At 63.6% G+C, this 25,449-nt stretch carries 30 protein-coding genes and 1 pseudogene; 25 read left to right on the plus strand and 6 right to left on the minus strand.

Annotated features, from left to right (window positions below; genetic code table 11):
• The first annotated feature begins 4 nt into the window (after positions 1–4).
• On the plus strand, positions 5–592 hold the full coding sequence (locus ACTOZL_RS03885; RefSeq protein ID WP_482476774.1) for an HD domain-containing protein: 588 nt from the start codon (positions 5–7) through the stop codon (positions 590–592).
• A 53-nt stretch (positions 593–645) separates the two neighbouring features.
• Here ACTOZL_RS03885 and ACTOZL_RS03890 read toward each other — a convergent pair whose 3' ends face one another.
• From ACTOZL_RS03890 to ACTOZL_RS03915, 6 genes and pseudogenes are all read right to left on the minus strand, one after another.
• A complete protein-coding gene (locus tag ACTOZL_RS03890) occupies positions 646–1,125 on the minus strand; it encodes a S1 RNA-binding domain-containing protein (protein WP_482476775.1) in 480 nt (159 codons plus the stop codon).
• 72 nt (positions 1,126–1,197) lie between these two features.
• Positions 1,198–1,476 (minus strand): septum formation initiator family protein, encoded by a 279-nt coding sequence (locus tag ACTOZL_RS03895; protein WP_482476776.1) that lies wholly within the window; start codon positions 1,474–1,476, stop codon positions 1,198–1,200.
• Positions 1,477–1,723: 247 nt separating this feature from the next.
• Positions 1,724–1,981, minus strand: a pseudogene (gene yabQ, locus ACTOZL_RS03900) (spore cortex biosynthesis protein YabQ); the annotation flags it as partial.
• Positions 1,978–2,262: a sporulation protein YabP gene (gene yabP / locus ACTOZL_RS03905; RefSeq protein WP_482476777.1), complete on the minus strand. Its 285-nt coding sequence runs from the start codon at positions 2,260–2,262 to the stop codon at positions 1,978–1,980. The gene yabP and the pseudogene yabQ, both read right to left, overlap by 4 nt.
• A 70-nt stretch (positions 2,263–2,332) precedes the next feature.
• Complete coding sequence (locus ACTOZL_RS03910) at positions 2,333–3,805, minus strand: sensor histidine kinase (RefSeq protein ID WP_482476778.1); 1,473 nt, start codon at positions 3,803–3,805, stop codon at positions 2,333–2,335.
• Between the two features lie 8 nt (positions 3,806–3,813).
• Entirely contained in the window at positions 3,814–4,506 is a 693-nt protein-coding gene (locus tag ACTOZL_RS03915) for a response regulator transcription factor (RefSeq protein WP_482476779.1), read from the minus strand.
• Between the two features lie 153 nt (positions 4,507–4,659).
• On the opposite strand from ACTOZL_RS03915, the gene ACTOZL_RS03920 reads away from it, so the two are divergent.
• The 24 genes from ACTOZL_RS03920 (at position 4,660) to ACTOZL_RS04035 (ending at position 25,240) form a co-directional block, all read left to right on the plus strand.
• Entirely contained in the window at positions 4,660–4,809 is a 150-nt protein-coding gene (locus ACTOZL_RS03920; protein WP_482476780.1) for a hypothetical protein, read from the plus strand.
• 214 nt (positions 4,810–5,023) lie between these two features.
• Positions 5,024–5,332 (plus strand): XRE family transcriptional regulator, encoded by a 309-nt coding sequence (locus tag ACTOZL_RS03925; protein ID WP_482476781.1) that lies wholly within the window; start codon positions 5,024–5,026, stop codon positions 5,330–5,332.
• A complete protein-coding gene (locus ACTOZL_RS03930) occupies positions 5,329–6,588 on the plus strand; it encodes a PBSX family phage terminase large subunit (protein WP_482476782.1) in 1,260 nt (419 codons plus the stop codon). The genes ACTOZL_RS03925 and ACTOZL_RS03930 overlap by 4 nt, the downstream gene beginning before the upstream one ends.
• A 12-nt stretch (positions 6,589–6,600) precedes the next feature.
• On the plus strand, positions 6,601–7,827 hold the full coding sequence (locus ACTOZL_RS03935) for a serine/threonine protein phosphatase (RefSeq protein WP_482476783.1): 1,227 nt from the start codon (positions 6,601–6,603) through the stop codon (positions 7,825–7,827).
• Positions 7,824–8,786, plus strand: a complete 963-nt coding sequence (locus ACTOZL_RS03940; RefSeq protein WP_482476784.1) for a hypothetical protein — start codon at positions 7,824–7,826, stop codon at positions 8,784–8,786. The genes ACTOZL_RS03935 and ACTOZL_RS03940 overlap by 4 nt, the downstream gene beginning before the upstream one ends.
• A 35-nt stretch (positions 8,787–8,821) precedes the next feature.
• Positions 8,822–9,157, plus strand: coding sequence for a hypothetical protein (locus ACTOZL_RS03945; protein ID WP_482476785.1), 336 nt, complete (start codon positions 8,822–8,824; stop codon positions 9,155–9,157).
• A gap of 28 nt (positions 9,158–9,185) precedes the next feature.
• Positions 9,186–10,235 (plus strand): phage major capsid protein, encoded by a 1,050-nt coding sequence (locus ACTOZL_RS03950; RefSeq protein ID WP_482476786.1) that lies wholly within the window; start codon positions 9,186–9,188, stop codon positions 10,233–10,235.
• Between the two features lie 20 nt (positions 10,236–10,255).
• A complete protein-coding gene (locus tag ACTOZL_RS03955; RefSeq protein ID WP_482476787.1) occupies positions 10,256–10,630 on the plus strand; it encodes a hypothetical protein in 375 nt (124 codons plus the stop codon).
• Positions 10,627–10,965: a hypothetical protein gene (locus ACTOZL_RS03960; RefSeq protein ID WP_482476788.1), complete on the plus strand. Its 339-nt coding sequence runs from the start codon at positions 10,627–10,629 to the stop codon at positions 10,963–10,965. Before ACTOZL_RS03955 ends, ACTOZL_RS03960 begins: the two co-directional genes overlap by 4 nt.
• Positions 10,962–11,480 carry a hypothetical protein gene (locus tag ACTOZL_RS03965; protein WP_482476789.1) on the plus strand — a complete coding sequence of 173 codons (519 nt, stop codon included), beginning with the start codon at positions 10,962–10,964 and terminating at the stop codon, positions 11,478–11,480. The genes ACTOZL_RS03960 and ACTOZL_RS03965 overlap by 4 nt, the downstream gene beginning before the upstream one ends.
• Positions 11,458–12,513, plus strand: coding sequence for a phage tail sheath subtilisin-like domain-containing protein (locus ACTOZL_RS03970; RefSeq protein ID WP_482476790.1), 1,056 nt, complete (start codon positions 11,458–11,460; stop codon positions 12,511–12,513). Before ACTOZL_RS03965 ends, ACTOZL_RS03970 begins: the two co-directional genes overlap by 23 nt.
• Positions 12,514–12,536: 23 nt before the next feature.
• Entirely contained in the window at positions 12,537–12,920 is a 384-nt protein-coding gene (locus ACTOZL_RS03975; RefSeq protein ID WP_482476791.1) for a hypothetical protein, read from the plus strand.
• The gene (locus tag ACTOZL_RS03980) at positions 12,917–13,342 is read left to right on the plus strand and encodes a hypothetical protein (RefSeq protein ID WP_482476792.1); all 426 of its coding nucleotides are present in this window, start codon (positions 12,917–12,919) and stop codon (positions 13,340–13,342) included. Before ACTOZL_RS03975 ends, ACTOZL_RS03980 begins: the two co-directional genes overlap by 4 nt.
• Positions 13,343–13,347: 5 nt before the next feature.
• A complete protein-coding gene (locus ACTOZL_RS03985) occupies positions 13,348–13,557 on the plus strand; it encodes a molybdopterin oxidoreductase (RefSeq protein ID WP_482476793.1) in 210 nt (69 codons plus the stop codon).
• Positions 13,554–14,084 (plus strand): hypothetical protein, encoded by a 531-nt coding sequence (locus ACTOZL_RS03990; RefSeq protein ID WP_482476794.1) that lies wholly within the window; start codon positions 13,554–13,556, stop codon positions 14,082–14,084. The genes ACTOZL_RS03985 and ACTOZL_RS03990 overlap by 4 nt, the downstream gene beginning before the upstream one ends.
• Positions 14,085–14,093: 9 nt before the next feature.
• Complete coding sequence (locus ACTOZL_RS03995) at positions 14,094–14,672, plus strand: LysM peptidoglycan-binding domain-containing protein (protein WP_482476795.1); 579 nt, start codon at positions 14,094–14,096, stop codon at positions 14,670–14,672.
• A gap of 4 nt (positions 14,673–14,676) precedes the next feature.
• Complete coding sequence (locus tag ACTOZL_RS04000; protein ID WP_482476796.1) at positions 14,677–15,630, plus strand: hypothetical protein; 954 nt, start codon at positions 14,677–14,679, stop codon at positions 15,628–15,630.
• 16 nt (positions 15,631–15,646) lie between these two features.
• Positions 15,647–16,015, plus strand: a complete 369-nt coding sequence (locus ACTOZL_RS04005; protein ID WP_482476797.1) for a hypothetical protein — start codon at positions 15,647–15,649, stop codon at positions 16,013–16,015.
• Positions 16,016–16,018: 3 nt separating this feature from the next.
• Positions 16,019–16,360 carry a hypothetical protein gene (locus ACTOZL_RS04010; protein ID WP_482476798.1) on the plus strand — a complete coding sequence of 114 codons (342 nt, stop codon included), beginning with the start codon at positions 16,019–16,021 and terminating at the stop codon, positions 16,358–16,360.
• 12 nt (positions 16,361–16,372) lie between these two features.
• Complete coding sequence (locus ACTOZL_RS04015; protein WP_482476799.1) at positions 16,373–17,428, plus strand: baseplate J/gp47 family protein; 1,056 nt, start codon at positions 16,373–16,375, stop codon at positions 17,426–17,428.
• Entirely contained in the window at positions 17,425–17,979 is a 555-nt protein-coding gene (locus ACTOZL_RS04020) for a DUF2313 domain-containing protein (RefSeq protein WP_482476800.1), read from the plus strand. Before ACTOZL_RS04015 ends, ACTOZL_RS04020 begins: the two co-directional genes overlap by 4 nt.
• Positions 17,980–18,266: 287 nt before the next feature.
• Positions 18,267–20,597, plus strand: a complete 2,331-nt coding sequence (locus tag ACTOZL_RS04025; RefSeq protein WP_482476801.1) for an anaerobic ribonucleoside triphosphate reductase — start codon at positions 18,267–18,269, stop codon at positions 20,595–20,597.
• 322 nt (positions 20,598–20,919) lie between these two features.
• Positions 20,920–23,160, plus strand: coding sequence for an NADH-quinone oxidoreductase subunit NuoE (nuoE, locus tag ACTOZL_RS04030; protein WP_482476802.1), 2,241 nt, complete (start codon positions 20,920–20,922; stop codon positions 23,158–23,160).
• Between the two features lie 19 nt (positions 23,161–23,179).
• On the plus strand, positions 23,180–25,240 hold the full coding sequence (locus tag ACTOZL_RS04035) for an FAD-dependent oxidoreductase (RefSeq protein ID WP_482476803.1): 2,061 nt from the start codon (positions 23,180–23,182) through the stop codon (positions 25,238–25,240).
• Positions 25,241–25,449: the final 209 nt, after the last annotated feature.

A 25,449-nucleotide genomic window follows, 5' to 3' on the forward strand; every position in this document is an offset into this window, starting at 1 on the left:
GATCATGGACCAGCGGCTTGAGAAACAGCTTGCCTTTGCACTGGAAATCGACAAAGAGAAAAACGTGCTGCGGCAGACCCATCTGTCCGGCCACGGCCGGCGGGAGAACGACGCGGAACACGCCTGGCATATGGCCGTGATGGCCTACCTGCTGCGGGAATATGCCAACGAGGCGGTGGACATCGGCAAGGTGATGCTGATGTGCTTGATCCACGACATTGTGGAAATCCAGGCGGGGGACACCTACGCTTACGACGCCCAGGGCTTGGAGACCCAGAAGGCCCGGGAGGACGCGGCCAAGGAGAGCCTTTACGGGATGCTGCCAGAGGACCAGAAGGCAGAGCTCATCGCCCTGTTTGACGAGTTCGAGGCGGGGGCGTCGGCAGAGGCCCGGTTCGCCCACGCCATGGACAACTTACAGCCCCTGCTGCTCAACCACAGCAACCAGGGCGGGGACTGGAAAGCCCATGGGGTAAAAGCAGAGCAGGTGTACCAGCGGCAGCGGGGCACCCGGTTGGGGTCCGAGAAACTATATGAAGTGACGGATCAGCTTTTGCAAGAGAACATCCGGCGGGGGACGCTGGAGGTGTAATCCAAACAAGAAAAACCGCTCCGGTCGTGGGATGACCGGAGCGGTTTGTTTGCTTAGCGATGGCCGGAACGGCGGGATGAGCGCTTTTCGCTCATGCGCAGGTCGGAGAGCTTGCTGTCGGAGGCCTGCATGAACTGCTTCAAGCGGGCCTCAAAATCCGGGGGGCCGGCGGGCTGGGGAGCGGCGTTGCGGGGTTCCCGGAAGTGGGGATGGCCACCGCCGCGGTTGGGACGCTCGCCGCCCTCTCGGCTGTCCGGGCCGGGGCGCTTCCTAGGGGCGCTCTGGGGACGGGGAGGGGGAGGGGTCGCCTTCTTGATGGACAGGTTGATGCGACCGGCATCGTCGATGCCCACGACTTTTACCTTCACCGTCTGCCCGTCGGTGAGATGGTCGTGGACGTCGGAGACGTAGGAATGGGCGATCTCAGATATGTGGACCAGGCCGTTGCGGCCGCCGGGCAGGGAGATGAAAGCACCAAAGTTGGTGATGCTTTTGACGCTTCCCTCCAAAATTGAACCTACACTGATTTCCATCTGTTCAGAAAATCCTCCTCGTTGTAATGCGCCCTGCTGGGGTGAGGGCGAAATCCCCCGGGATGGGGGCGTTTAATCGGCGATGTAAAAGACCCAATCGTCCTGGGAGACCAGCCCCAGGCGCTCCCGGGCGATGTCTTTCAAATAGTTGGGGTCATCGCGGTTTTCGATGGCGTTGGATAATTCGGTGTTTGTTTGGAGCTGCTGGGAGACCTGGGCGGTGAGCTGGTCCAGGTCGTTGGAGGCTGTCGTGATCTGCCCCCGGACCCGGACCAGCATAATGACCATGTAGGCCAGAAGGACCAGGAGAAGGAGCCGAAGGATCAGACCACCCTTTTTGCTGCGCGGCATGGTGCGACACCTCCTTTTTTCTGCGGGACACGCGCCGGTGCAGACAATGAAACTGACTCATTGTACTCCATCTTTGGGAAAAAGAAAAGGATTTTTTCCAATTTTCCAGGCGGGGGCGGATAAATTTTGCCCACTGGGCCGTGAGAACACTGCCCAGGCGGCGCAGAGGGGAGAGCAGGAAGCCCAGCAGCCGGGCCACCAGGGCGGCGAAGCGGGACAGGAGATGGCGCACGGCGGGGCTGAGCAGGAAGAAATAGGCCAGGCTGCCGCACAAAAGGGCCAGGGCCAGGTAGAGCCGGACGCGCCCCCCCTCTAGCCAGGTGGCGCAGAGGAAGAGCAGGAAGAAGGCCCCCAGCCAGAAGAGCAAGTCCAGCAGCTCTTGGGCCCAGCGGGGAGGGAGCAGCAGCCGGGGCAGGCGCAGCAGGTCATAGTAGAGGCCCAGGAGGGCCCCCATGCCCAGGGTGAGCAGGAAGGCTTGGCCCTGGGCTTCCAGGGAGATGGTCATCCCCGGAAGAGGCGGGAGAGGAAGCTGCTGGGGACCTCCTCTTCATAGGTCAGGGCATCTACCTCCCCCTGGACCAGGAGGTCCCCGCCGTCCAGGCTGAGCTTTTCAATGTGCAGGTCACTGCCGTGGATGATGAGGCTGCCGTCCTGGGTGCGCATGACGATGGAGGACTCGTCAAAGCTCTCCACCTCCTCCACCCCCGAGACGGTGAGGCGGCGGCGCTGGTCCAGGGTGATGCGGTGGGTGGGCGCAGGGCTTGGGTTCTTTTCGTCAAAGGGCATAGAGATCCCGTCCTTTCACTAGGGTGTGTGCTGATACAAAAGGATATGGGAAAGGACGGGAAAATATGTTTCACACTTCGGAGAGGGTGAAGGTAAATTCGGTATAGCCGTTTTCGCTGGTGGCGGTGATCTCCTCCTTGTAGGCATTGAGCAGGGTCTTGACAATGTAGAGGCCCAGGCCCACGCCCTCCTTGTGGGAAGAGCGGGAGGTGTCGGCCTTGTGGAAACGGTCGAAAATGTAGCTGAGCTGTTGGGGGGGGATGGTCTCCCCTTGGTTGCCGATAGAGACATAGGCCTTGCCGGCCCGGGTGGTGATCTTCAGGGAGAGGCGGCCGCCGGGGGTGGAGAATTTCACCGCGTTGTCCAGGAGGTTATAGCACACCTGGGTGACGGCGTCGGGGTCCCCCCAGACCATCACAGGGCCGTCGGGGAGGGTGGTCTCCACGTCCAGCTCCTTTTCGGTAATCTTCTGCTCTAGGCTCACCAGGACCCGGAGGAGGAGCTCCACGGCGTCGAACTGCTCCTGGGCGGAAATGCGCTGGTCAGACTGCATCCGGGACAGGTCCAGCATCCGGCGCACCAGGCGGGAGAGGCGGCGGGTCTCGGAGGAAATCACTTGCAGGGATTCCCGCTCCTTATCCGGGGGGATGGTGCCGTCCAAAATCCCCTCGGCAAAGCCGGCGATGGTGGTCATGGGGGTCTTGAGCTCATGGGAGACGTTGGCCACAAACTCGCTGCGCTGGCGCTCGGCCTGGGCCAGGGAGTCGGCCATGGCGTTGAAGGCGGCGGCCAGCTCCCCAATCTCGTCGGTGCGGTTGGCGTATTGGGTGACCCGGGTGTCCACCTCCCCGTGGGCAAACTGGTAGGCGGAGCGGGACATGACCTTTAAGGGGTCCACCAGGCGCTGGACGGTGATGGAGCAGATCACCAGGGAGATCAGCAGCACCGCCACGGCGGTGAGGAAGAAGAGCTGGAAGGAGTTGCGCAGGAAGGCCAGCATAGAGGAGGCGTCGGAGGCGATGAAGAGGATGCCGGTGGGGTCCCCCATGGCGATGGTCTCCCCGGTGATGGGGTTCAGGGTGACGGGGATGATGGGGACGCCGGAGACGAAGCTCTCGGTGGTGAGGATGCTGTTGAGGGTGGTGGTGCCGCTGTAGCTCTTGTCGGTGAGCAGCTCCCCCACAGCCCAGGAGGGGACGAAGTCACCCACCACGGAGCGGTCCTTGGGCAGGGCATCCCCGGCGGCGTAGACGATGCAGCCATCGGACTGGCACAGCAGGACGGTGGCGCTGGTGATGGTGGCAATGGAGGAGAGGTAGCGGCGGAACTGGTCGGAGAACAGGGGCATGCCCTGGCTCACCAGGGCGTTGGCGTATTGGGAGATGGAATTGATGTCCCGCTGGATGGCCTCCTGGACCTGGTTCTTATTGTAATGATAGGACAGGGAGAGGAAGCCCGCGCCCAGAAGGGAGATGCAGAACACGATGAGGGCGAGCATGACCCCCATCTGGCGCAGGTACATGGTGGTTTTCCGCAGCTTCATGGGGGGCCTCAGCTGGTGGAGCCGTGGAGCTCGAACTTATAGCCCACGCCCCAGACGGTTTTCAGGGACCACTGGCCGCTGACCCCTTCCAGCTTTTCCCGCAGGCGCTTGATGTGGACGTCTACGGTGCGGGAGTCGCCAAAGTAGTCAAAGCCCCAGACCTCGTCCAGGAGCTGGTTGCGGGTGAACACCCGGTTGGGGGAGGAGGCCAGGTGGAAGAGGAGTTCCAGCTCTTTGGGGGGGGTGTCGATGCGCTTGCCCTGGACTTCCAGCTCGTAGGAGTCCAGGTTGATCACCAGGCCGTCGAAGCTGAGGCGGCGGGCCTTGCCCTCGTCGGTGCCCAGGCGGCGCAGGACCGCGTGGACCCGGGCCAGGAGCTCCTTCATCTCAAAGGGCTTGACAATGTAATCGTCGGCCCCCATCTCCAAGCCGGCCACCTTGTCGATGGTCTCGCCCTTGGCGGTGAGCATGATGATGGGGGTCTTGTCCGTCTCCCGGATCTTGGCGCAGACGGCCCAGCCGTCCATCACCGGGATCATGATGTCCAGAAGGACCAGGTCGGGGCGGAAGAGGCGGTAGAGCTCCAAGGCCTTGCCGCCGTCCTCGGCAACCTTCGTCTCGTAGCCTTCTTTTTTCAAATAGAGATTCAAAAGCTCGGCGATGTTGCTCTCGTCCTCTACAATGAGTACCTTTCTTGCCATGGTGGGCACCTGCTTTCTTTTTTGCGCGGGGCGCGATTCGGTTGAACATTCAAGTATGGACATTATGGCATGGAACGTTTTTTTCGTCAAGTGTATAACTTTTCGCCCAGGGGACATATTAAGAGCGAATCCCATGGAAAGGAGATGAAAGCTATGAGCCAGAAGAACAACAAGCCCTGCAACGAGTTCGGCTCCCAGCAGGCCCAGCAGAAGGGCCAGAGCAAGCAGGCCAACGGCAAGAACAGCGGCTCCGGCGTGTCCGGCAAGTCCAATAGCGAGTTCTCCAGCAACAACAACGGCTAACCATCGCCGGAAAGACAGCCCCCGGGGCGCCCTTTTTATCTGGGGCGCCCCGGGGGCTGCGCTATGCCCTGGGGAAAAGATGGGACTGGGAAAGGCAGGGCGGGGAAAAAAGTTTTTTGCAAGGTGTATGGGACTGTACATAAATCGGGGGAATCCCACCAGGGGTGTCAGGCGCTTGTTGCAGGCGCGGGCCTTGGAAAAAGGAGGGATGCCTTTGAAACAGAAAAAGAACGTGGAGCGCCAGGAGGTGCTGCGCAGGATGTTGGAGCTGGCGGCGGGGTCCGCCAACGACGCGGTGAAGCTGGCCTACCTCAGCGGGGAGGACCGGGAGGCCATCGATGGCTTGGAGCTGGGCTGCTTGACGGAGTTCCGGCGCAACAGCAACGGCACGGTAGAGGTGAAGCTCACAGACCGGGCGGCGGTGCTGGTGAAGCTGCTGGAACAGATGAAGGAGGAGGGGGGCGAGGGGCCGGCGGCCTTCCTCCGGGCCCTGGAAGAGGGCGGGGCCGGTGAGGGGGGATGATCCAACGCTTTTCCCCCAAACAGCGCCAGGTGCTGCGGTGGTGGAGCGACAGCGCCCCGGAGCGGGGGATGGACGCCATCATCTGCGACGGGGCGGTGCGCAGCGGCAAGACCATGTGTCTGGGGCTGTCCTTCTTCCTCTGGGCCATGGCCCGGTACCGGGGGCAGCAGTTCGCCCTGTGCGGCAAGACCACGGAGTCCGTGCGGCGCAACCTGCTCTCCAGCGTGCTGCCGCTGCTGGGGGAGCTGGGCTTCCAGTGGGAGGAAAAGGTCTCCCGGAACAAGCTGCTGCTGCGGCTGGGGGGACAGGAAAACACCTTCTTCCTCTTCGGCGGCAAGGATGAGGGCAGCGCGGCCCTGATCCAGGGGGTGACCCTGGCGGGGGTGCTGCTGGACGAAGTGGCATTGATGCCCCGCTCCTTTGTGGAACAGGCCTGCGCCCGCTGTTCGGTGACGGGGGCCAAGTTCTGGTTCTCCTGCAACCCGGAGGGGCCGGGGCACTGGTTCTACCGGGAGTGGATCTGCCGCTGCCAGGCGCGCAACGCCCTGCACCTGCGCTTTTTCATGGAGGACAACCCCAGCCTCAGTGAGGAGACCCGGGCCCGATACCAGCGGGCCTTCCAGGGGGCCTTTTACCGGCGCTTTGTGCTGGGGGAATGGACGGCGGCGGAGGGCTTGGTGTACGACTTCTTTGACCAGGGCATGGTGGAGGCGGTGCCTGCAGGGGAGGCCCAGCGGTGGGTGATCTCCTGCGACTACGGCACGGTGAACCCCACCTCTCTGGGGCTGTGGGGGAAGTTCGGGGACCGGTGGTACCGGGTGAAGGAGTACTACTACGACGCCCGGGAGGCCAAGCGGCAGCAGACGGACCAGGAATACGCCCAGCGGCTGGGGGAGCTGGCCGGCGGGCGGGAGATTGAGGCGGTGGTGGTGGACCCCTCGGCGGCCTCCTTTTTGGAGCTGCTGCGCCGGGAGGGGTGGCAGGTGCGTAAGGCCAAGAACGATGTGCTCTCAGGCATCCGCATGACGGCGGACGCCCTGAAACATGGGCGGATCGTCATCTGTACCCCCTGCGGCGACGCCATCCGGGAGTTTGGGGCCTACTGCTGGGACCTGAGCGCCGGGGACCACGACAAGGTAAAAAAACAGTTCGACCACGCCATGGATGAAATCCGCTACTTTGTGGCCACGGTGGTGGCCCCGGAGGAAGGGGCGGGGACGGGATTTTTTGCCGGGTTTGTGGAGAGAGATGCGTAGAAAGGAGACGCGATGGGAATTTGGAAACGGAGACGGAAGGAGGAGAGCCTGCCGGCCCAGGTGCAGATCCGGCCGGAGCAGCGGCACCCCTTCCAGCTCATCGACGGGTACATCCCCATGCACCGGCCGGAATTCAGCTTGTACCGGGCCATCCGGGAGGCGGTGCCGGTGGTGGACGCCGCCATCTTGAAGCTGGTGCGGCTGTCCGGGGGGCTGAGGGTGCTGTGTGAGGACCAGGGGGCCCAGGCAGGGCTCAACGAGTTTTTGCGCACGGTGCCTGCCGGGTGGAACCAGCGGGGCATCCAGGCCTTTCTGGACAGCTATCTGAACTGCCTGCTCACCTGCGGGCGGGCGGTGGGGGAGATCGTCCTCAGCCGGGACGGGCGGGAGATCGCGGCGGTGCTGTGCGGGGATGTGTCCAGCATCCAGGTGAAGGAGAACGGCTCGCCCCTGGATATTTTGCTGGCGGTGAAGGAGAGCAACGGGGAGAGCCGGGTGCTGCCCCGGCAGGAGCTGTTGTTGTTTACCCCCTACCACCCCAGCCCGGAGAACCCCTATGGGGTGTCGCTGCTGCACAGTATGCCCTTTTTGGCCAATGTGCTGCTGAAAATCTACCAGACCCTGGGGGCCAACTGGGAGCGGGCGGGGAATGTGCGCTTTGCAGTGACCTACAAGCCAGGGGAGGAGGAGTGGAACAGTGGTCGCCTCCGGGAGCGCAGCAGGGAGCTGGCCCGGGGGTGGAGCGAGGCCATGCAGAGCACCCGGGCAGGGGCCGTGCGGGACTTTGTGGCGGTGGGGGACGTGGAGATCAAGGTCATCGGGGCGGAGTGCAGCATCCCGGACTGCCAGGCGCCGGTGCGGCTGCTCATTGAACAGCTGATCTCCCAGACGGGAATCCCGCCCTTTTTGCTGGGGCTGACCTGGTCCTCCACCGAGCGGATGAGCAGCCAGCAGGCGGACATTATGACCAGCGAGCTCACCGCCCTGCGGCGGACCCTGACGCCGGTGGTGGAGAAGGTCTGCACAATGTGGCTGCGGATGCACGGCTATGACTGCCCCTTCCAGTTGGAATGGGAGGAGATCAACCTCCAAGACCAGGTGGAGGAGGCCAAGGCGGCGCTGTACCGCCAGCAGGCCAGGAAGCTGGAAGGGGGAGAGGATGCGCCCACCCAGGCGGAGGATGCGTCGGGAGACCCAGAGGAAAACACAGAGGATGAGGATAAGGAGGCGTGCCCATGAAAACAGTGACCAAGCAGGCCCAGGGCCAGGCGGTTCAGGGGATGGAGACGGCGGGGCTGCCGGAGCAGGAGCTGGCGGCCATCAACCGGTTGAGCCGGGGGAATCTCAGCGGGGAGGAGGTGTACTGCTTCCCGGTGCGGCTGTGTGACAACCAGACAGACCGGGACGACGAGTACTTCGACCGGCGGGGATTGGAGCTGTTGGCGGAGCTCTTTGTGGGAAAGACCGGCATCTTTGACCACAGTTGGAGCGCCAGGGACCAGACGGCCCGGCTGTACCGCACGGAAATCGTGGAGGAGCCAGGGGCGGTGAGCGAGGCCGGGGAGCCGGGGTGCTACCTGAAGGGTTATGCTTACATGCTGCGCACCCAGGAGAACGCGGGGCTGATTGCGGAAATCGAGGGCGGCATCAAAAAAGAGGTCAGCGTGGGCTGCGCGGTGCGCAGGAGCGTGTGCTCCATCTGCGGCAACGACATCCACGACCGGGAGCTTTGCAGCCATGTGAAGGGCCGGGTGTATGAGGGCAAGCGCTGTATCGTGCGCCTGGAAGAGCCGGTGGACGCCTTTGAGTGGTCCTTCGTGGCGGTGCCCGCCCAGCGGCTGGCGGGAGTGGTGAAGGGCTACCAGCCCGAGGGCTTGTGGCAGGCCCTCAAGCGGGCGGACCCGGAGGGCGCCTGGCAGGAGGACTTGAAGGGCCTGGAACAGCAGGCGGCGGTGGGCCGGCACTATCTGGAACGGCTGCGCCGGGATACCCTGCGGCTGGGGCTGATGGTCCAGGAGGAGCTGGACGGAGGGACCCTAGGGTCCATTGTGGAGAAATTGGAGGTGCAGGAGTTGGAGGCCTTACAGGAGAGCTACCAGAAGCGGATGGAGAAGCGCTTGGCCCTGCCGGTGCAGCTGCCCTACGGCGGCGGAGACGGGGAGGACGCGCCGTTGGATGAGGCGGCGTTCCAAATTTGACAGCAGGAAAACATCAAACAAAGGAGGAAAACGGGATGGTATCGTTTGAGGGAATCGAGATGGCAGTGGTGACCTTCCAGGAAAAAGACGTGACGGCGGGGGTCCCGGTGGCCATGGACAGCGACGGCACGGTGAAGAATGCCGGAAACGGGGCGGCCCTGGTGGGGCTGGCGCTGAATGTCCGGGGGGGCTGCGCGGCGGTGCAGGTGAAGGGCTACGCCCAGCTGCCCTATACCGGCACCGCCCCGGCCCTGGGCTGGGCAAGGCTGGCGGCTGACGGCAGCGGCGGCGTGACGGCGGCGGAGAGCGGCCGGGAATACCTGGTGGTCCAGGTGGACAGCGGCAGCAAGACCTTGGGCCTGTTCCTTTGAGAACAGAGAGAAAGGACGGTAATGGTACATGGCATATCAGTTTGAGACGGTGAAGCTGGAGAAGGGGATGTACAACGAGGCGGGGCGCTCCTTCACCAAGGTGCTGGAAAAGTGCGACCCCTCGGAGCAGTACCAGGGCACGCCCCTGGAAAAGCTGGACGCCTTCCAGCGGCAGTTGAAGCGCTTTGACATCAAGGTAAACGGGCCGGCGTCGGATGTGGTGGCAAAGTTCTTCGCCACCTGGGAGTCTGCGGTGCTCTTCCCCGAATACGTGGCCCGGGCGGTGCGCCAGGGGATGGAGGAAAGTGACATCCTGCCGCTGATGACCGCGGCGGAAACCACCATCAACGGGATGGACTACCGCTCTATTGCCTCCCAGCCCTCCGACGAGGGCAAGAGCCTGAAAATGGTGGCGGAAGGGGCGGAGATCCCCCAGACCAAGGTGACCTCCCAGGAGAATTTGGTGAAGCTCCACAAGCGGGGGCGGATGCTGGTGGCCTCCTATGAGGCCATCCAGTTCCAAAGATTGGACCTGTTCTCTGTGACCCTGCGGCAGATCGGGGCCTACATCAACCGGATGCATGTGGCGGATGCCATTGATGTGATCACCAAGGGGGACGGCAACAGCAACGCCGCCCAGCGCTTCACCATTGGGGACGGGGTGATCTCCGGCACCGCCGGGACCCTGGACTATGGGGCCCTGGTGGACTTTTGGAGCCAGTTTGACCCCTACACCATGAATACCCTGCTGGTGGGGGACGCCATGGCCCAGGTGCTGAAGCTGCCGGAGCTGCGGGACGCGGCGGCGGGGCTGAGCTTCCAGGGCACCGGGAAGATGGTGACGCCGATGGGGGCCACCCTGCTGCGCAGCAGTGCGGTGCCCGCCCATACCATCATCGGCCTGGATAAGAATTACGCCTTGGAGCTGGTGCGCACCGGGGATGTGCTGGTGGAGTATGACAAGCTCATCGACCGGCAGTTGGAGCGGGCGGCCATTACGTCCATCTCCGGCTTCTCTAAGATTTTCCAGGAGGCGTCTAAGGTGTTGGAGCTGGGACCGGCTAAGGCTGGACAGTAAACAGAAATGGAGGGGTGCGGATGGAGACACAGGAGATCGTGACAGTGGCCCAGTGTTTTGCAGGGCGGGAGTTCAATGAACAGGAGCTGGCGGTGCTGGCGGATTTGTGCGCGGAGGCGGCAAAGCAGTGGCGGGAACAGCTCCGGGAGGGGGTGGAACCGGAGGACTGCCGGGGGGTGTTCCTCACCGCCAGCGCATGGACGGCCCTGGCGGCGATGTCCCAGGCCCTAGAGGCCAGCCAGCCGGTGCCCCTGGCCTTTACCGCTGGGGAGCTCAGCGTCCGGGGCGGGGCGGAGGGTTCCGCCTGCGCCCGGAGCTTGGCAAGGCAGGCCCGGCTGCTGTTGGAGCCCTATTTGCAGGACAGCGCCTTTGCCTTTTTGGAGGTGAGGGGATGAGCTTTGGCAGCGCCTTTTCCGCCATCGCCCGGCGGTATGGCCGCCTTGTGGCCTTGGAGCGGGACGGGGTGCCCCTGGGGGAGGGCTTGGCCCTGGTCCAGCCCCTGGCAGACCGGGAGCGGCAGTTTTTGCCCACGGCCCTGGGAGTGCGGCGGCGGGAGTTCTTCCTGTGCTTGGGGGAGAGGGGCTTGCCCTTCTCCCCGGCGGCGGGGGACACGGTGCTCATCCAGGGGGCGGTGCGCTATGACGTGGTGAACGTCCGGGAAGTCCTGGTGGGGACGGACCGGGTGTATTGGCGGGCGGTATTGGAGCGGAGAGAGGAGGATGTGGAATGAGTACACTGGCGGCCTTGCAGGAGGCCATGGTGGCCTTTTTGCAACGGCAGGGAATCCAGGCCCTGAGCGCTTGGCCCCGGGAGGGCCGGGGGCGGTGGAAGGAGCCCTTGGCGGTGGTGGCGGTGAAGCGGGTGGAGGGGAGCCCCGCCGGTTTTGGGGGCTACCTGGGGGAGGTCTATGACCCGGTGGACCGGGGGTGGCAGGAGGCCTATGGACAGCAGGTGGGGGTGGGCTTTGCCCTGGCGCTGTACAGCCCGGAAAAGGCCGGGGAGGAGGGCTGCCGCCTGCTGTTGGACCGGGTGGTGGAGACCCTGGAAAGGGAAAAGCCCGCGGGGCTGACGGTGGAGAAGTGGTCCATGGAGGAGACGGGATTCCAGGAAGAGAACAGGATGTTTTGTGGGCGGTTGCAGCTCCAATGCAGGGGGATGCTGCTGGCCAAGGCAGAGGAGACAGGGGCCTTTTTGGGCTTTGAAGTGAAAGGTGGTTTTTTACTTGACAGCAATCACGAGACATGAGCGGCCGGGGGTCTATTCCATTTACACGGCTTCCGGCGTGGTACGGGGAACAGGGGGCCGGGGGACGGCGGCCTTGGTGGCCCAAAGTGACGGGGGGACCCCGGGGGAGCCGCACATACTCAACAGCTACAGCGACGCCGTGGCGGCCTTTGGCGGGGAGGACAGCTTCACCGCCCTGGCGAGGCTGTTGCTGGAAAACGGCGCGGCCCGGGTGCTGGCGGTGCCGGTGGCGAAGGAGGCGGATGTGGCGGCGTATACGGCGGCGTTTCAGGTCTTGGAGAACCAGGACGAGGTGAAGTTGGTCTGCTGTGACAGTACAGCGGCGGCGGTTCATGGGGCGCTGCGGGAGAGCGTGGAGCGCGCCAGCCACCAGCGGCGGGAGCGCATCGGCGTGGTGGGCTGTGAGGCGGCGGCCACGGTGAGTGCGCTGACGGCGGCGGCCGGTGAGCTGAACAGCGAGCGCATGGTGCTGGTGGCCCCCGCCGGGGACGGGACCGCCACCCCGGGGCCCTGGGCGGCGGCGGCGGTGGCCGGGGCCATCTGCGGCCAGAGCGACCCGGCGGTGCCCTTGGGTGGGGCACAGCTGCAAGGGATAGGCGGCTTGGCGGCCCAGTATACAGAGGAGGAATTGGACGCTCTCATCCGTGGAGGGGTGACCCCGGTGGAGCTGGCGGCGGGACGCTGCACGGTGGTGCGGGGGGTGACCACCCGCACCAAGACCAACGGCGCATCCGACAGCAGCTGGCGGGAGCTGGGGACCATTCTGGTCATTGACGACGTGATCCCGGGCATCCGCCAGGCCTTGCAGAGCCGCTTTGCCCGGAGCAAGAATACCCGGCAGGTGCGGGGGGCCATCCGCTCCCAGGTGGTGATCTTGCTGGAACAAAAGCTGGGGGCGGAGATCATCACAGGGTATGACGACGTGACGGTGGAGGCCTTGGAAGAGGACCCGTCGGTGTGCCTGGTGCGCTTCGCCTTTACGGTGGCCCACGGGCTGAACCAGATCTGGCTGAGTGCCCAGATCACGCTTTGATGGGAGAGAAAGGGGGAAGAACTATGCGGGGAATCCCGAGCAGCAGCGACATTTACTTAGAGGTCAACGGACGGAAGGTGGCGGTGGTGCAGAGCTACAGCGCCCAGAGTACCCGGGCCAGTACGGTGATTGAGGCTTTTGGAGAGACAGAGCCGGTGGCCACCATCACGGGGCCCAAGGAGCACTTGTTGGAGCTCAGCCGCATCTATGCCACCGATGAGGCCTTGACCGACGGGCTCAATTTCCACGAGTTGGAGGATTTCAGCCTGGTGATCTGTAAGCCGGACCGGCGGATCATCTATAGCAACTGCCAGTGGAGCAAGCTCTCTGAGAGCGGGACCCTGGGGGCTTCGGTGCTGGAAAAGGTGACGGTGGTGGCCGGGAAGCGCTTGGAGACCGGGCCATGAGTGCCTTTGCTTGGCTGAAGCTGTGTACCCAGCCGGGGCGGCTGACCCTGGGGAAGGGGTACAGCATGGGGCTGCTCCGGGCCCAGGAGGTGTTGGAGGCCCGGCGGGAGGCGTTGGCGTTGGCCCAGGAAGGGCGGGAACGGGCGCTATGCGCCAACGCCTGCCTGATTGCCCGCTTCCTGCGGAAACGGGGACGGCGGGCGTATGCCTCCGGAGCGGCGGTGTTGGAGGCGCTGACCGTGGAACAAATCCAGGACCTGGCGGGGCGCTGGGCGGCCTTTTGCCGGGAGGAGGACCCTGGGCTGGGGACGGAGAGAGGACGGTTAGAGACGTTAAAAAAAGCTTGGAGCACGCGCCGGAGGAACGGCTGCGGTGGCGCGTGCTCCGGGCGTTCCAGGCCCTGCCCACAGAGGCGCGGGTGAAGGAGATGAGCCAGAGGGACTATCTCTGGTGCGCCCTGAACCTGCTGCTGGATGAGGAGGAGGCCGCTGCCCTGCTGTGCCCAAGCTGCCGGGCGGAGGCTTCCCTCCCGCGCTGTCCGGTGTGTGGGCGGGAGACGGGGGAGCGCCTAGAAGAGGAAAACCCCGGCTTTGACATGGAACGGTTTTTGCAGCTGCGAGAGGGGGAGGCACCATGATGGACTATTTGGAAGAACTGCTCCCAGAAGAGGACGGGGAGGCGTTGGCGTTGGAGCTGGGACAGCAGGTGGTTCCGCGCCGTATGGAGGAGCCAGGGGCGGGGCAGGAACTGTCCCCCCCTGCCCCCGGGGAGGGGGCGGAAGTGCCGGTGGTCCAGCCGATGGGCAGGGCGGATGCGGATGAGCTGTGGGCTCCGTTGGAGGAGAAGGGACGGCGGACAGCTTGGCTCCGGGAGGCGGCCCAGGGGAAGCCGGGGACAGATGTTCCAGAAACGGCCTTGCCGGCGGCGGCGCTGGGGGAGGAGATGGCCTCTAGCCGGCGGACGGTGGGGGCGGCGGCGCTGTTGGAGGACTTGTCCCGGGCCAGACAGGTGGCGGAATATGGGGCAAGTACCGGCGGGGGCCCGGTGCGCCTGAGCGTGCCCCAGGCGGGGCCTGCCGTAGGCGGCGGGCTGGAATTGGAGGCCTTGGACCGGGCGGTGCAGCGGGACGCCCGGCGGTATGATGGGGGCTTTGCCCTATTTTGAGAAGGGGAGGTGGAAGCTTTGGAATTGACCCCTATGCAGTATAAGGACTATGTGTGGCCCCATAACCCCAGGACCTACCGCATCCGCTATGAGCGGCAGGTGGCGGTGCATAAGGTCCCCTTTGGGAACTACGCCACCCAGGACCTGGGGCTCACCCGGCGGGTGATGGACGGGGAAGGGGAGTTTTTCGGCCCGGAGGCGTATACGGAGTTCAAAAAGCTGGCCTCGGTGTTTTACAGCGGGGGGCCGGGGAATTTGGTCCACCCGGTGTGGCAGAGCGCCAAGGCGTATTTTGTCAGGCTGTCTCTGGCCCAGGAGCCCAGGAAGGACTATGTGCGCTACCGCTTTACCTTCTGGGAGGACTATGACCGCTACAGCCAGGGGCTGCGCCGGGAGAGCCTTCCGGCGGCGGAGAAGCCCGGCGGCGGGGACAGCGGGGCGGCGGAGTACTATGTGGTCGTCCGGGGGGATACCCTGTGGGGCATCTCCCGGCGGCGGGGGATTACCTTGGGGGCGCTGTTGGCCCTGAACCCGGAAATCCGCAACCCCAATGTGATCTATGTGGGACAGAGGGTCCGAGTGAGGTGAGAGAATGGCAGAGTGGAAGATGGGCTGTTATGACGGGGAGCGGTTTGCGCTGCCCACCCCCCTGGCCTGGGAATTGAACTACGGCCTAGGGTCCCCCTGTGACAGCTTTTGGGTCAAGACGTTGTGGACCCCAGGGCAGGAGGAGCGCTTGGCGGCGGGAACCAGGATGCAGGTGATGGAGGGGGGCGGGACGGTGTTCACCGGGGTGCTGGACGAGTGCCAGTGCCAGTGGTCCCAGGAGGGCTGCGTGGCGGAGTTCAGCGGACGGGGGATGCAGGCCCTGCTCCTGGACAACCAGGCGGGGGCTGTGGACTATGGACAGGCCAGCTTGGGGGAAATCCTGCGGGGGTATGTGAGCCCTTACGGCATCAGCTTGGAGAAAGAGGTTTATTTGCCCCCGGTTTGGGGGTTTTCTGTGGGCTCCGGAAGCAGCTGCTGGAAGGTGCTCTATGACTTCGCCCGGTACCACGGGGGTGTGACCCCCCGCTTCACCCGGGAGGGGAAGCTGGCCCTCCACGGCTGGGAGGACGGGGCCCCGGTGGTGCTGGATGAGACGGCCCCGGTGGAAAGGCTGCTGTGGCGCTGCCAGAGGTACGGGGTGCTGTCCCAGGTGACGGTGCGGGATGTGACCGGCTGGAACCCCCAGACAGTGGTAAACGAGGACTTCCGCAGCCGGGGCGGGCAGTGCAGCCGGGTGATGCTGCTGCCCAAGAACACGGGCTACCAGGCCCGGCGGTATAACGCCCAGTTCCAGTTGGACCGGTCGGCGGCAGAGTGGGAGGCCATTGAGGTGACGGTGGCCCTGGGCTTTGCCGCCTGGCCGGGGGAGCTGGTAAAGCTCCAGCGGGGGGACTGGGGGCGCAACGGGGTTTACCGGGTGCGGGAGAGCAAGGTGGCCTGGGACCAGGAGGGCCTGCGGACCACCCTGGTGCTGGGGGACCCCAAGGCGGTACTTTGAAAAAGGAGAGAGGACCATGTGGATGGCAAGACAGCAGGGACAGGAATTTTTGCAGGAGAGCGCCGCGGACTGCGGCCAGGTGACGGTGGACGGCCCGGAGCTGGCGGTGGCCCTGGCAGGGGAGCGGCGGCAGGTGGGCCGCTGGCTCCCTGGCGGCTACCATTGGAGCCCCAGGCGGGGGGACACCGTGCTGGTGGTGAAGAGCGGGGCGGAGGGCAGCCCCTGCCTGGTGGGGATGCAGGACGAAACGGTGTTGGAGCCGGGGGAGGTGGTGCTCTCCACAGCCCAGGGGACGGGCATCCACTTAAAACCCGATGGGCGGATCTTGCTCAAAGGGACAGTGGAGGTGGAGGGGACGCTGACAGTGAATGGACAGGAGGTGTGAGCCTTGGCAGTGAACCGGCTGAGGGATGGGGACTATGTGCCCGACGGCGTGGGGGGCTTCCTCCAGGCGTCGGGGGCGGAGGCGGTATTGGAACGGGTGCTCTTCTTGCTCACGGCCCGGCGGGGGAGTTTTCCTCTGCTGCCGGAGGTGGGGAGCCGTTTGTACCTGCTGCCCAGGGAGAAGGCCTCCGCCCGGCAGGCCCTGGGGGCCAGCTACGCCGCCGAGGCCTTGGCGGGGGAGAAGGACTTGCAGGTGACGGGGGCGCTGTGGGAGGAGGGCCAGCAGCGGCTGACGGTGTTCCTGACCTGGCGGGGGGAGCCCTTGGAGGCCCAAGTGGGCGTATAGAGAGGAGGAACCATGAAAACTGTGGAGGAAATCTACCGGGAGATGGTGGAATTGTTTGCCCAGGAGACCGGGGTGGAACTGGCCGGGACCGGGGAGATGGCGGTGCGGCTGTATGCCCTGGCAGCCCAGGTGTACGGCTTGTACGAGGAGGCGGCGTGGACCAAGCGGCAGTGTTTTCCCCAGACGGCCACAGGGGAGGACTTGGAAAAGCACGCGGCGCTCCGGGGGCTGCACCGGACCCCGGCGGCCAGGGCCACGGGGGTGCTGCGCTTTTCCCTCCGGGAGGCCCTGGGGCAGGGGGTCCCCATTCCGGCGGGGACGGTGTGTATGACCGTGGGGCTGGTGGCCTTTGCCACCACCCAGGCGGCGGAGCTGGCGGCGGGGGCGCTGTATGTGGACGTGCCTGCCCAGGCGGTGGAGCCCGGGCCCGGGGGGAATGCCGCAGCGGGGACGGTGCGGACCATGGCGGTGGCCCCGGTGGGCATTGCCGCCTGTACCAATCCCGTGGCCTTTTCTGGGGGCCGGGAGGAGGAGGACGACGGGGGGCTTCGGGCCCGGGTGTTGGCCTCCTACCGGGGGCTGCCCAATGGGACCAATGCCGCCTATTACGCCCAGGCGGCCATGGAGGTGGAGGGCGTGGCGGCAGTGAGTGTGCTGCCCAAGAACCGGGGGCTGGGGACGGTGGACGTAGTGATCGCCGCCGCCGGGGGTGTTCCGGACAGTGCCCTGGTTCAGTCCGTCCAGAAGCTGTTGGAGGAGCGGCGGGAGGTGGCGGTGAGCCTAGAGGTGAAGGCCCCCGTCACGGTATCCGTGGACGTGGTGGTGGCGGTGAAGCCTGCGGCGGGGCTGTTGGCGGCCACGGTGGTGGAACGGGTGCGCCAGGCGGTGAGTGCTTGGTTCGACGGGAGCCGCCTGGGACAGGACCTGCTGGTGGCTCAGATGCGGCAGTTGATTTTCCAGGTGGAGGGCGTGGCCAACTATAACCTGGGGGCCCCGGCCAATGATGTGACCATGCGCCGGGACGAGCTGCCGGTGCTGCGGGGCCTGACGGTGGAGGTGTTGACGTGAGCTGTGGAGGGCAGCTGCGGGACTTGCTGGAACCCCTGGGGGTCTACCGCTGGGAGGGCTCCTTCCAGTGGGGGGAGCTGAAGAGCGCCGGGGCGGTGCTGGATGGAGTGGGGGAGACCTTGGCCCTGCTCCGCCAGGAGATGAACCCCGCCACCGCCCAGGGGGAGGGCTTACAACTGCTCAGCAGCCTGCTCAGCCGGGAGTATGAGGACAAGGACAGCCAGGGGCTGCGGGACTGCCTCACGGCCCTGCTGCGGGTGAACCAGGGCTGCTTTACCCTGGCGGCGGTGAACGACGCCCTGAAGGGCTGCGGCATCCCCGCCCAGGTGGAGGAGGGGCCGGGGCCCCTGCGGCTGACGGTGTATTTCCCCCAGAATAAAGAGCCGCCGAAGCATTGGGCCCTGGTGCGGGGGTTGATCGAGGACCTCTTGCCCTGCCATGTGGAGATCAGTTACCGCTTCCGCGCGGTCACTTGGGAGAGCGTGGAGGCGGCGTATCCCAGCTGGGCGGCCCTAGAGGCTGCGGGGCTGCTGTGGGAGGCGTTGGACTGAAAAGGGGAGAAAAATTTTTTTCTGGGTGATTTCGTCACCCTCCCCCGGCGGCGGGCTGTGGTAACATAAGAACATACAAGGGTTTCCGGCTACTATAGCTTGTGTTTCATCCCATCCCAGCCCACTAAAACTTGGTGGATTTTTTCAGGCTGGCTCTTGACGGGGCTGGGATGGGGTGCTATCATAGGGATGTTCCTTTTCAAGAACACACAAGATGCTGTGCCAAATGGAAAGGATACCCACAAGAAATCGTTTTTTCACACCAGAGTAAGAAGGGAAGGCGCTCCATGACAGTATTACAGCAGATCCGTAAGCGGGACGGCAGGGTGGTCCCCTTCCATGAGAATAAAATCGCCGACGCCATCAATAAGGCTTTCCAGGCCACCTACAAGCCCGACCACAACGAGACCGCTGCCAAGCTGGCCCATGAGGTGGGCTCCATCCTGGAGGTGGAGGGGGACAAGTGCCCCGACGTGGAGCATATCCAGGATATCGTGGAGCGGGTGCTCATGGACAATGGCTACATCCAGACGGCCAAGGCCTACATCCTCTACCGCTCCGAGCGCAACCGGGCCCGGGAGATGAACACCCGGCTGATGAAAATCTATGAGGACATCACCTTTTCCTCCGCCAAGGACAGCGACATCAAGCGGGAGAACGCCAACATCGACGGGGACACCGCCATGGGTACCATGCTGAAATACGGCAGCGAGGGCTCCAAGCAGTTTTACCAGATGTTCGTCATGAAGCCCGAGCACGCCAACGCCCACAGCAGCGGGGATATCCACATCCATGACATGGACTTTGCCCCCATGGGGACCACCACCTGTACCCAGATCGACTTGATCCAGCTCTTCCACGGGGGGTTCTCCACCGGCCACGGCACCCTCCGGGAGCCCAACGACATCGCCTCCTATGCGGCCCTGGCCTGCATCGCCATCCAGTCTAACCAGAACGACCAGCACGGCGGGCAGTCCATTGTGAACTTCGACTACGGCATGGCTGTGGGGGTAGGCAAGACCTTCAAGCGGGTGTACCGCCAGAACCTGGCGCGGGCCCTGATGCTGGTGAGCGGACAGAAGGACCTGGAGAGCGAGATCAAGGCCAACATCCAGCGCCTAGAGAAGGAGACGGGCTTGTTCCCCAAGCTGGACGGCTGCGAGGATTACTTCCAGGCGGAGCTGCCCTTCCTGCTGGAGCGCTGCGGAGGGGACCAGGAGCAGGTGCGCAAGTGCCAGGAGTTCGCCCACTACCGGGCGGTGAAGGAGACGGATCGGGCCACCTACCAGGCTATGGAGGCTTTGATCCACAACCTGAACACCATGCACTCCCGGGCTGGGGCCCAGACCCCCTTCTCCTCTATCAACTACGGTATGGATACCTCCCCGGAGGGGCGGATGGTGATGAAGAACATCATGCTCTCCACCGAGGCGGGGCTAGGCAACGGTGAGACCCCCATCTTCCCCATCCAGATTTTCCGGGTGAAGGAGGGGATCAACTATAACCCCGGGGAGCCCAACTATGACCTGTTCCAGCTGGCCATGCGCTGCTCGGCCAAGCGCCTCTTCCCCAACTTCTCCTTTGTGGACGCCCCCTTTAACCTGCAATACTACAAGCCCGGCCACCCGGAGACGGAAATTGCCTATATGGGCTGCCGCACCAGGGTCATCGGCAACGTGGTGGACCCAGAGCGCCAGATCTGCAATGGCCGGGGCAACCTGTCCTTTACCACCATCAACCTGCCACGGCTGGGCATCAAGGCCAAGGGGGATATCAACCTCTTCTTCGAGAGCTTGGACCACATGCTGGACCTGTGCGTGGAACAGCTGTTGGAGCGCTTTGAGTTCCAGTGCCGCAAGAAGGTGAAGAATGCCCCCTTCCTTATGGGCCAGGGGGTGTGGATTGACTCCGACCAGTTGGAGTGGGACGATGAGGTCCGGGAGGTGCTGAAGCACGGCACCCTCTCCGTGGGCTTCATCGGCCTGGCGGAGACCTTAAAAGCCCTCATCGGGGAGCACCACGGGGAGAGCGAGAAAGCCCGGGTCCTGGGCCGGGAGATCATCAGCCACATGCGGGCCCGGATGGACCAGGAGAGCGAGAAACAGCACTTGAACTTCTCCCTGCTGGCCACCCCCGCCGAAGGGCTGTCTGGCCGCTTCGTGAAGATCGACAGGGAGAAATACGGCACCATAGAGGGGATCACCGACCGGGATTACTATACCAACTCCTTCCACGTGCCGGTGTATTACGACATTTCTGCCTATGATAAAATCGCCATCGAGGCCCCCTACCACGCCCTCACCAACGCGGGCCATATCAGCTACATCGAGATGGACGGCGACCCCACGGAGAACCTGGACGCCTTTGAGAAGATCATCCGCTGCATGAAAGAGAAGGGCATCGGCTACGGCTCGGTAAACCACCCTGTGGACCGGGACCCGGTGTGCGGCTTCTCCGGCATCATCGCCGACCAGTGCCCCGGCTGTGGGCGCAGGGAGGACGACGGGGTGGTCTTCGAGCGCATCCGCCGGATCACCGGTTACCTGGTGGGGACCCTGGACCGCTTCAACAACGCCAAGCGGGCGGAGGAACGCGACCGGGTGAAGCACAACGTTTGAGAAGAGAAGGGAGCCTGCGGTATGCAGGCTCCTTTTCATTGAGACAGACGTTTTGCAGGATTTCCGTTAAAGTCCCGAGGAAAGAACAATAGTGGGAATTCCAGACCAGGAAAACTATGGAAAAAAGTAGAAAAAACAGAACAGTCCAGGCGAAAAATAGACTTGAAAACCGACAGTGATTGTACTACAATAGACCAGTAGCGCATACGATTCTGAGATTAGCACCAAAGCCTCGCTTTTTGTCACGAGAGAAAAATGAAAGACAGGACAAAAAAGCTGCAAAACTACATTGACCTCCCAGTCGATCAAAGGAGTGAAGGAAATGACCGAGTTTATGTCAGGCGTCGATCTCTCCATGATGGAGGGCGTACTGCGCAAGTACCAGGACGACTCCACCAGCCTGATTATGATCCTCCAACAGGCACAGTCCATTTATGGATATCTGCCCCAGGAAGTGATCTACCACGTGGCCGAGCGGACCGGGAACAGCCCTGCCAAGGTGATGGGTGTAGCTACCTTCTATAGCTACTTCCGCCTGGCCCCCATGGGCACCTATCAGATCATGCTCTGCCAAGGCACCGCCTGCCACGTCAACGGTGCGGACCGCATCCGCCTGGCCATTACCCAAGAGTTGGGCATCAACAACGGTGAGACCACCGAGGACGGGATGTTTACCCTCAACGAAGTGGCCTGCATTGGCTGCTGTTCTCTGGCCCCCGTTATGATGATAAATGGCGAGACCTACGGCAACTTGACCCCAGAGAAAACCATCAAAATCCTGCGGGATTTGCGCAAGCTAGAGTCTGGCGGCGGGATCCGGCTCTTGGTGGGCCAGGGGAGTTGCGGTGTGTCCGCAGGTGCGGCCCGGGTGGCCAAGGTCCTCTCCGGGCACATGACCGCCACAGACAACTTTACCGTGCAGAAAACCGGCTGCATCGGCATGTGTTACTTAGAGCCTATCGTGGACATCTATGAGGGGGACACCTTCCTCCACCGCCTGGTGCGGGTGACGGAGACCGATGCCCTGGCCATCGTGGAGGCTGTGCGGAAAAAGGACTTCAAAAAATTGGAGCCCATGTTCATCAGCGACGACGACGCCCGCTTCCTGAAAAAGCAAAAGCGGGTGGCCCTGCGCCACTGCGGCGTTATCGACCCCACCAGCATCGACGACTACATCAAGAACGACGGCTATAAGGGCCTGGATAAGGCCCTGCAAAGAGAGCCGGAGGAGATCATCGAGGAGATCAAGGTCTCCGGCCTGGCCGGGCGTGGCGGCGCCGGCTTCCCCACCTGGTTCAAGTGGGACGCTGCCCGGAAGGCAGAGGGGGAGGAAAAGCACCTCATCTGTAACGCCGACGAGGGCGACCCCGGCGCATTTATGGACCGCGCCGTCATCGAGTCCGACCCCCACAACCTCATTGAAGGTATGCTCATTGCAGCCTACGCCATTGGGGCCACGGATATGTTTGTGTACATCCGTGCCGAATACCCCTTGGCCGTGGAGCACTTGGGCAAGGCCATCGAACAGGCCCGGAGCCGTGGCCTGTTGGGGGAGAACATCTTGGGCAGCGGCTTCTCCTGCGACTTGTCCATCAAGATCGGCGCCGGCGCGTTCGTCTGCGGCGAGGAGACAGCCCTCATCGAGTCCATGGAGGGTAAGCGGGGTATGCCCCGGCTGAAGCCCCCCTTCCCCGCCCAGAACGGTTATCTCAACGAGCCCTCCAACATCAACAACGTGGAGACCTTCGCCAATGTGCCCTGGATCATCCAGAACGGCGGCGCGGCCTTCTCTGCCATGGGTACGGAGAACTCCAAGGGCACCAAGGTGTTCGCCCTTACCGGTAAGGCCAAGCGGGGCGGCCTGGTAGAGGTGCCCATGGGCAACAGCCTGAAGGACATCATCTTCGACATCGCCGGCGGCATCAAAGAGGACCGGCAGTATAAGGCTGTGCAGATGGGCGGCCCCTCCGGCGGCTGTATCCCTGCCGCCCTGGCAGATACCCCCATCGACTACAAGGCCCTCTCCGCCACAGGTGCCATCATGGGCTCCGGCGGCATGGTGGTCATGGACGACAGCACCTGTATGGTGAACATGGCCCGCTTCTTCCTGGACTTCACCGCCCGGGAATCCTGCGGCAAGTGCGTCCCCTGCCGGATCGGTACCACCCGTATGAAGGAAATCCTGGACCGGATCTGTGAAGGCCAAGGCCAGGAAGGGGACATTGAGCTGTTGGAAGAGCTGTGCCTGGCCATCCGGGACGGCGCCCTGTGCGGCCTGGGCCAGACGGCCCCCAACCCGGTGCTTACCACCATCCGCTACTTCCGGGATGAGTATGAGGCCCACATCCGGGATAAGAAATGTCCCGCCTGCGAGTGCTCTGCCCTCATCACCATTGCCATCGACCCGGAGAAGTGTACGGGCTGTACGGTCTGCTCCAAGAAGTGCCCGGTGGAGTGCATCAGCGGTACCCGGAAGGAGCCCCATGTGATCAACCAAGAGGCTTGCATCAAGTGCAAACAGTGCATCAGCTCCTGCAAGTTCGACGCGATTTTGGTACAGTGAGAGAGGAGGGCGCAGGACTATGAAAAAACGAATCAAAGTAACCATCAATGGGAAAAGCTGCACCGGCCTTGCCGGCCAGACCCTCCTGGAGATCGCGGAAAAGAACGGCATTGAGATCCCCAATCTCTGCCACAACGAACAGCTCAAGCACTATGGCGGATGCAGCCTGTGCGTCGTGGAGGCCGAGGGCAGCCCCAAGCTGCTGCGGGCCTGCTCTACGGTGGCCCAGGACGGCCAGGTGATCTATACCGAGTCTGAGCGGGTGGTGCGCACCAGAAAGACCAGCATTGAGCTGCTCATGAGTGACCACGACGGCGACTGCCGCGGCCCCTGTGTGTTGAAGTGCCCCGGCAGTGTCAACGCCCAGGGCTATGTCCAGGCCATTGCCCGGGGGGACGACAAGGAGGCTGTGCGCATCATCAAGGAGCGCCTGCCCATGCCCGCCTGTATCGGCCGGGTCTGCCCCCACCCCTGTGAGGACGGCTGCCGCCGCCAGATGGTGGAGGAGTCCATCTCCATCGCCTATTTGAAATACTTCGCCGCCGACCGGGTCATTGCCGACGGTGGCTATCTCCCCGCCAAGGCTGCCGCCAGCGGCAAGCGGGTGGGGATCATCGGCGGTGGCCCCGGCGGCCTCACCGCGGCCTATTTCCTCTCCCTCCAAGGCCACCGGGTTACCGTTGTGGACGCCATGCCCCAGATGGGTGGTATGCTCCGCTACGGCATCCCCGAATACCGCCTGCCCAAGAAGGTCCTGGACGAAGAGGTGGCGGAGATCGCCTCCTTGGGTGTGGAGATGAAGAACAACTTCCGCATCGGCCAGGATGCCTCCTTTGAGGAGTTCAAGAGCCAGTATGATGCGGTGATCCTGGCCATCGGTGCCTGGAAGAGTATGCCCATCGGCTGCCCCGGCGAGGAGATGGAGGGCGTGCTGGGCGGCATCGACTTCCTGCGCCAGGTTGCCCTGGGGGAGAAGCCGGACATCGGGGACAAGGTGGCCATCGTCGGCGGCGGCAACACCGCCATGGACGCCTGCCGTACCGCTGTGCGCCTGGGGGCCAAGGACGTGTACGTGGTCTACCGCCGTACAGAGAAGGAAATGCCTGCTGAGCAGTTGGAAATCGACGAGGCCAGGGAAGAGGGCGTGACCTTCAAGTTCTTGACCAACCCCGCCGAGATCATCGGCGAGAACGGTAAGGTCAAGGAGATGAAGTTGGAGATCATGGAGCTGGGCGAGCCCGACGAGAGCGGCCGCCGCCGTCCCATGCCCACGGGCAAGTATGAGACCCTGCCTGTTACCTGCGTCATTGCCGCCATTGGACAGAAGGCCAACGTCACCGGCTTCGATGCTGTGGAGCTGAACCGCAAGGGCATCATCGCCGCCGACGAGACCAGCTACCGTACCTCTGTGGACGGGGTGTTCGCCGTGGGCGACGCCACCAACCAGGGGGCCGGGATCGCCATTGAGGCCATCGGCGAGGCACGCCGCTGCGCCAAGGTGGTGGACTTGTTCCTGAAGGGGCTCCGGGTGCCCTATCACAAGACCTACCTGTCTGTGAAGAGCGTGTCCCCGGAGGCGTTTGAGGAGTACAGCAAACTGCCCCGGACTAAGATGCCGACCCGTCCTGCGGAAGAGCGGAAGCACGACTTCCAGGCGGTGAACCTGGACTTCAGCGAGTCCCAGGCCCGGTCTGAGGCCGCCCGCTGCTTGGACTGCGGCTGCCATGATTTTGCCGAGTGTAAGTTGATCCGCTGCGCTAACCTGTATGCCCTAGAGCCAGAGCGTATTGCCCGGATCAAGGGCAATGGTAAGACGCACCTGAGCTTTAAGGAGAAGCGCTTGGTGGCCATTGAGCGGGACCAGGGAAAATGTATTCTCTGCGGCCAGTGTACCCGTACCTGCGACGAAGTGGTGGGCAAGGGTATCATCGACCTGGTGGGCCGTGGTTTCGACACCACCATTCGCCCGGAATTCCTACAAAGCGATGTGATCCAGGAGTGCGTGGACTGTTTGGAATGCGCCAACGCCTGTCCCACCGGTGCGTTGCGGATTCGAGAGAACGAGCAGGTGGACGAGTAAGCCCTGTTGCGTGAGTTTTGTTGATATGGTAGGAGGCCCCCCAGCGGTGCTGGGGGGCCTCTTTTGTGGGTGAATATGCAAAATTCTTTTTATTTTTGGGTAATTATACAATCCAGGGATTTCCTTTTCTGGGAGGGTAATTTTTAGGGCACACCGCCAGGTGTGCCCTTATCGTTTGCCCCGCACGCGCCATGCAACCAGCAGAAGGT

Source organism: Evtepia sp., from assembly GCF_056797215.1.

Excerpts from the sequence above, each read along its gene's own strand:
- ACTOZL_RS03885 (WP_482476774.1), top strand. The coding sequence starts at position 5 with ATGGACCAGCGGCTTGAGAAACAGCTTGCCTTTGCACTGGAAATCGAC.
- ACTOZL_RS03890 (WP_482476775.1), bottom strand. The coding sequence starts at position 1,125 with ATGGAAATCAGTGTAGGTTCAATTTTGGAGGGAAGCGTCAAAAGCATC.
- ACTOZL_RS03895 (WP_482476776.1), bottom strand. The coding sequence starts at position 1,476 with ATGCCGCGCAGCAAAAAGGGTGGTCTGATCCTTCGGCTCCTTCTCCTG.
- yabP (WP_482476777.1), bottom strand. The coding sequence starts at position 2,262 with ATGCCCTTTGACGAAAAGAACCCAAGCCCTGCGCCCACCCACCGCATC.
- ACTOZL_RS03910 (WP_482476778.1), bottom strand. The coding sequence starts at position 3,805 with ATGAAGCTGCGGAAAACCACCATGTACCTGCGCCAGATGGGGGTCATG.
- ACTOZL_RS03915 (WP_482476779.1), bottom strand. The coding sequence starts at position 4,506 with ATGGCAAGAAAGGTACTCATTGTAGAGGACGAGAGCAACATCGCCGAG.
- ACTOZL_RS03920 (WP_482476780.1), top strand. The coding sequence starts at position 4,660 with ATGAGCCAGAAGAACAACAAGCCCTGCAACGAGTTCGGCTCCCAGCAG.
- ACTOZL_RS03930 (WP_482476782.1), top strand. The coding sequence starts at position 5,329 with ATGATCCAACGCTTTTCCCCCAAACAGCGCCAGGTGCTGCGGTGGTGG.
- ACTOZL_RS03935 (WP_482476783.1), top strand. The coding sequence starts at position 6,601 with ATGGGAATTTGGAAACGGAGACGGAAGGAGGAGAGCCTGCCGGCCCAG.
- ACTOZL_RS03940 (WP_482476784.1), top strand. The coding sequence starts at position 7,824 with ATGAAAACAGTGACCAAGCAGGCCCAGGGCCAGGCGGTTCAGGGGATG.
- ACTOZL_RS03945 (WP_482476785.1), top strand. The coding sequence starts at position 8,822 with ATGGTATCGTTTGAGGGAATCGAGATGGCAGTGGTGACCTTCCAGGAA.
- ACTOZL_RS03950 (WP_482476786.1), top strand. The coding sequence starts at position 9,186 with ATGGCATATCAGTTTGAGACGGTGAAGCTGGAGAAGGGGATGTACAAC.
- ACTOZL_RS03955 (WP_482476787.1), top strand. The coding sequence starts at position 10,256 with ATGGAGACACAGGAGATCGTGACAGTGGCCCAGTGTTTTGCAGGGCGG.
- ACTOZL_RS03960 (WP_482476788.1), top strand. The coding sequence starts at position 10,627 with ATGAGCTTTGGCAGCGCCTTTTCCGCCATCGCCCGGCGGTATGGCCGC.
- ACTOZL_RS03965 (WP_482476789.1), top strand. The coding sequence starts at position 10,962 with ATGAGTACACTGGCGGCCTTGCAGGAGGCCATGGTGGCCTTTTTGCAA.
- ACTOZL_RS03975 (WP_482476791.1), top strand. The coding sequence starts at position 12,537 with ATGCGGGGAATCCCGAGCAGCAGCGACATTTACTTAGAGGTCAACGGA.
- ACTOZL_RS03980 (WP_482476792.1), top strand. The coding sequence starts at position 12,917 with ATGAGTGCCTTTGCTTGGCTGAAGCTGTGTACCCAGCCGGGGCGGCTG.
- ACTOZL_RS03985 (WP_482476793.1), top strand. The coding sequence starts at position 13,348 with ATGAGCCAGAGGGACTATCTCTGGTGCGCCCTGAACCTGCTGCTGGAT.
- ACTOZL_RS03990 (WP_482476794.1), top strand. The coding sequence starts at position 13,554 with ATGATGGACTATTTGGAAGAACTGCTCCCAGAAGAGGACGGGGAGGCG.
- ACTOZL_RS04000 (WP_482476796.1), top strand. The coding sequence starts at position 14,677 with ATGGCAGAGTGGAAGATGGGCTGTTATGACGGGGAGCGGTTTGCGCTG.
- ACTOZL_RS04005 (WP_482476797.1), top strand. The coding sequence starts at position 15,647 with ATGTGGATGGCAAGACAGCAGGGACAGGAATTTTTGCAGGAGAGCGCC.
- ACTOZL_RS04015 (WP_482476799.1), top strand. The coding sequence starts at position 16,373 with ATGAAAACTGTGGAGGAAATCTACCGGGAGATGGTGGAATTGTTTGCC.
- ACTOZL_RS04025 (WP_482476801.1), top strand. The coding sequence starts at position 18,267 with ATGACAGTATTACAGCAGATCCGTAAGCGGGACGGCAGGGTGGTCCCC.
- nuoE (WP_482476802.1), top strand. The coding sequence starts at position 20,920 with ATGACCGAGTTTATGTCAGGCGTCGATCTCTCCATGATGGAGGGCGTA.
- ACTOZL_RS04035 (WP_482476803.1), top strand. The coding sequence starts at position 23,180 with ATGAAAAAACGAATCAAAGTAACCATCAATGGGAAAAGCTGCACCGGC.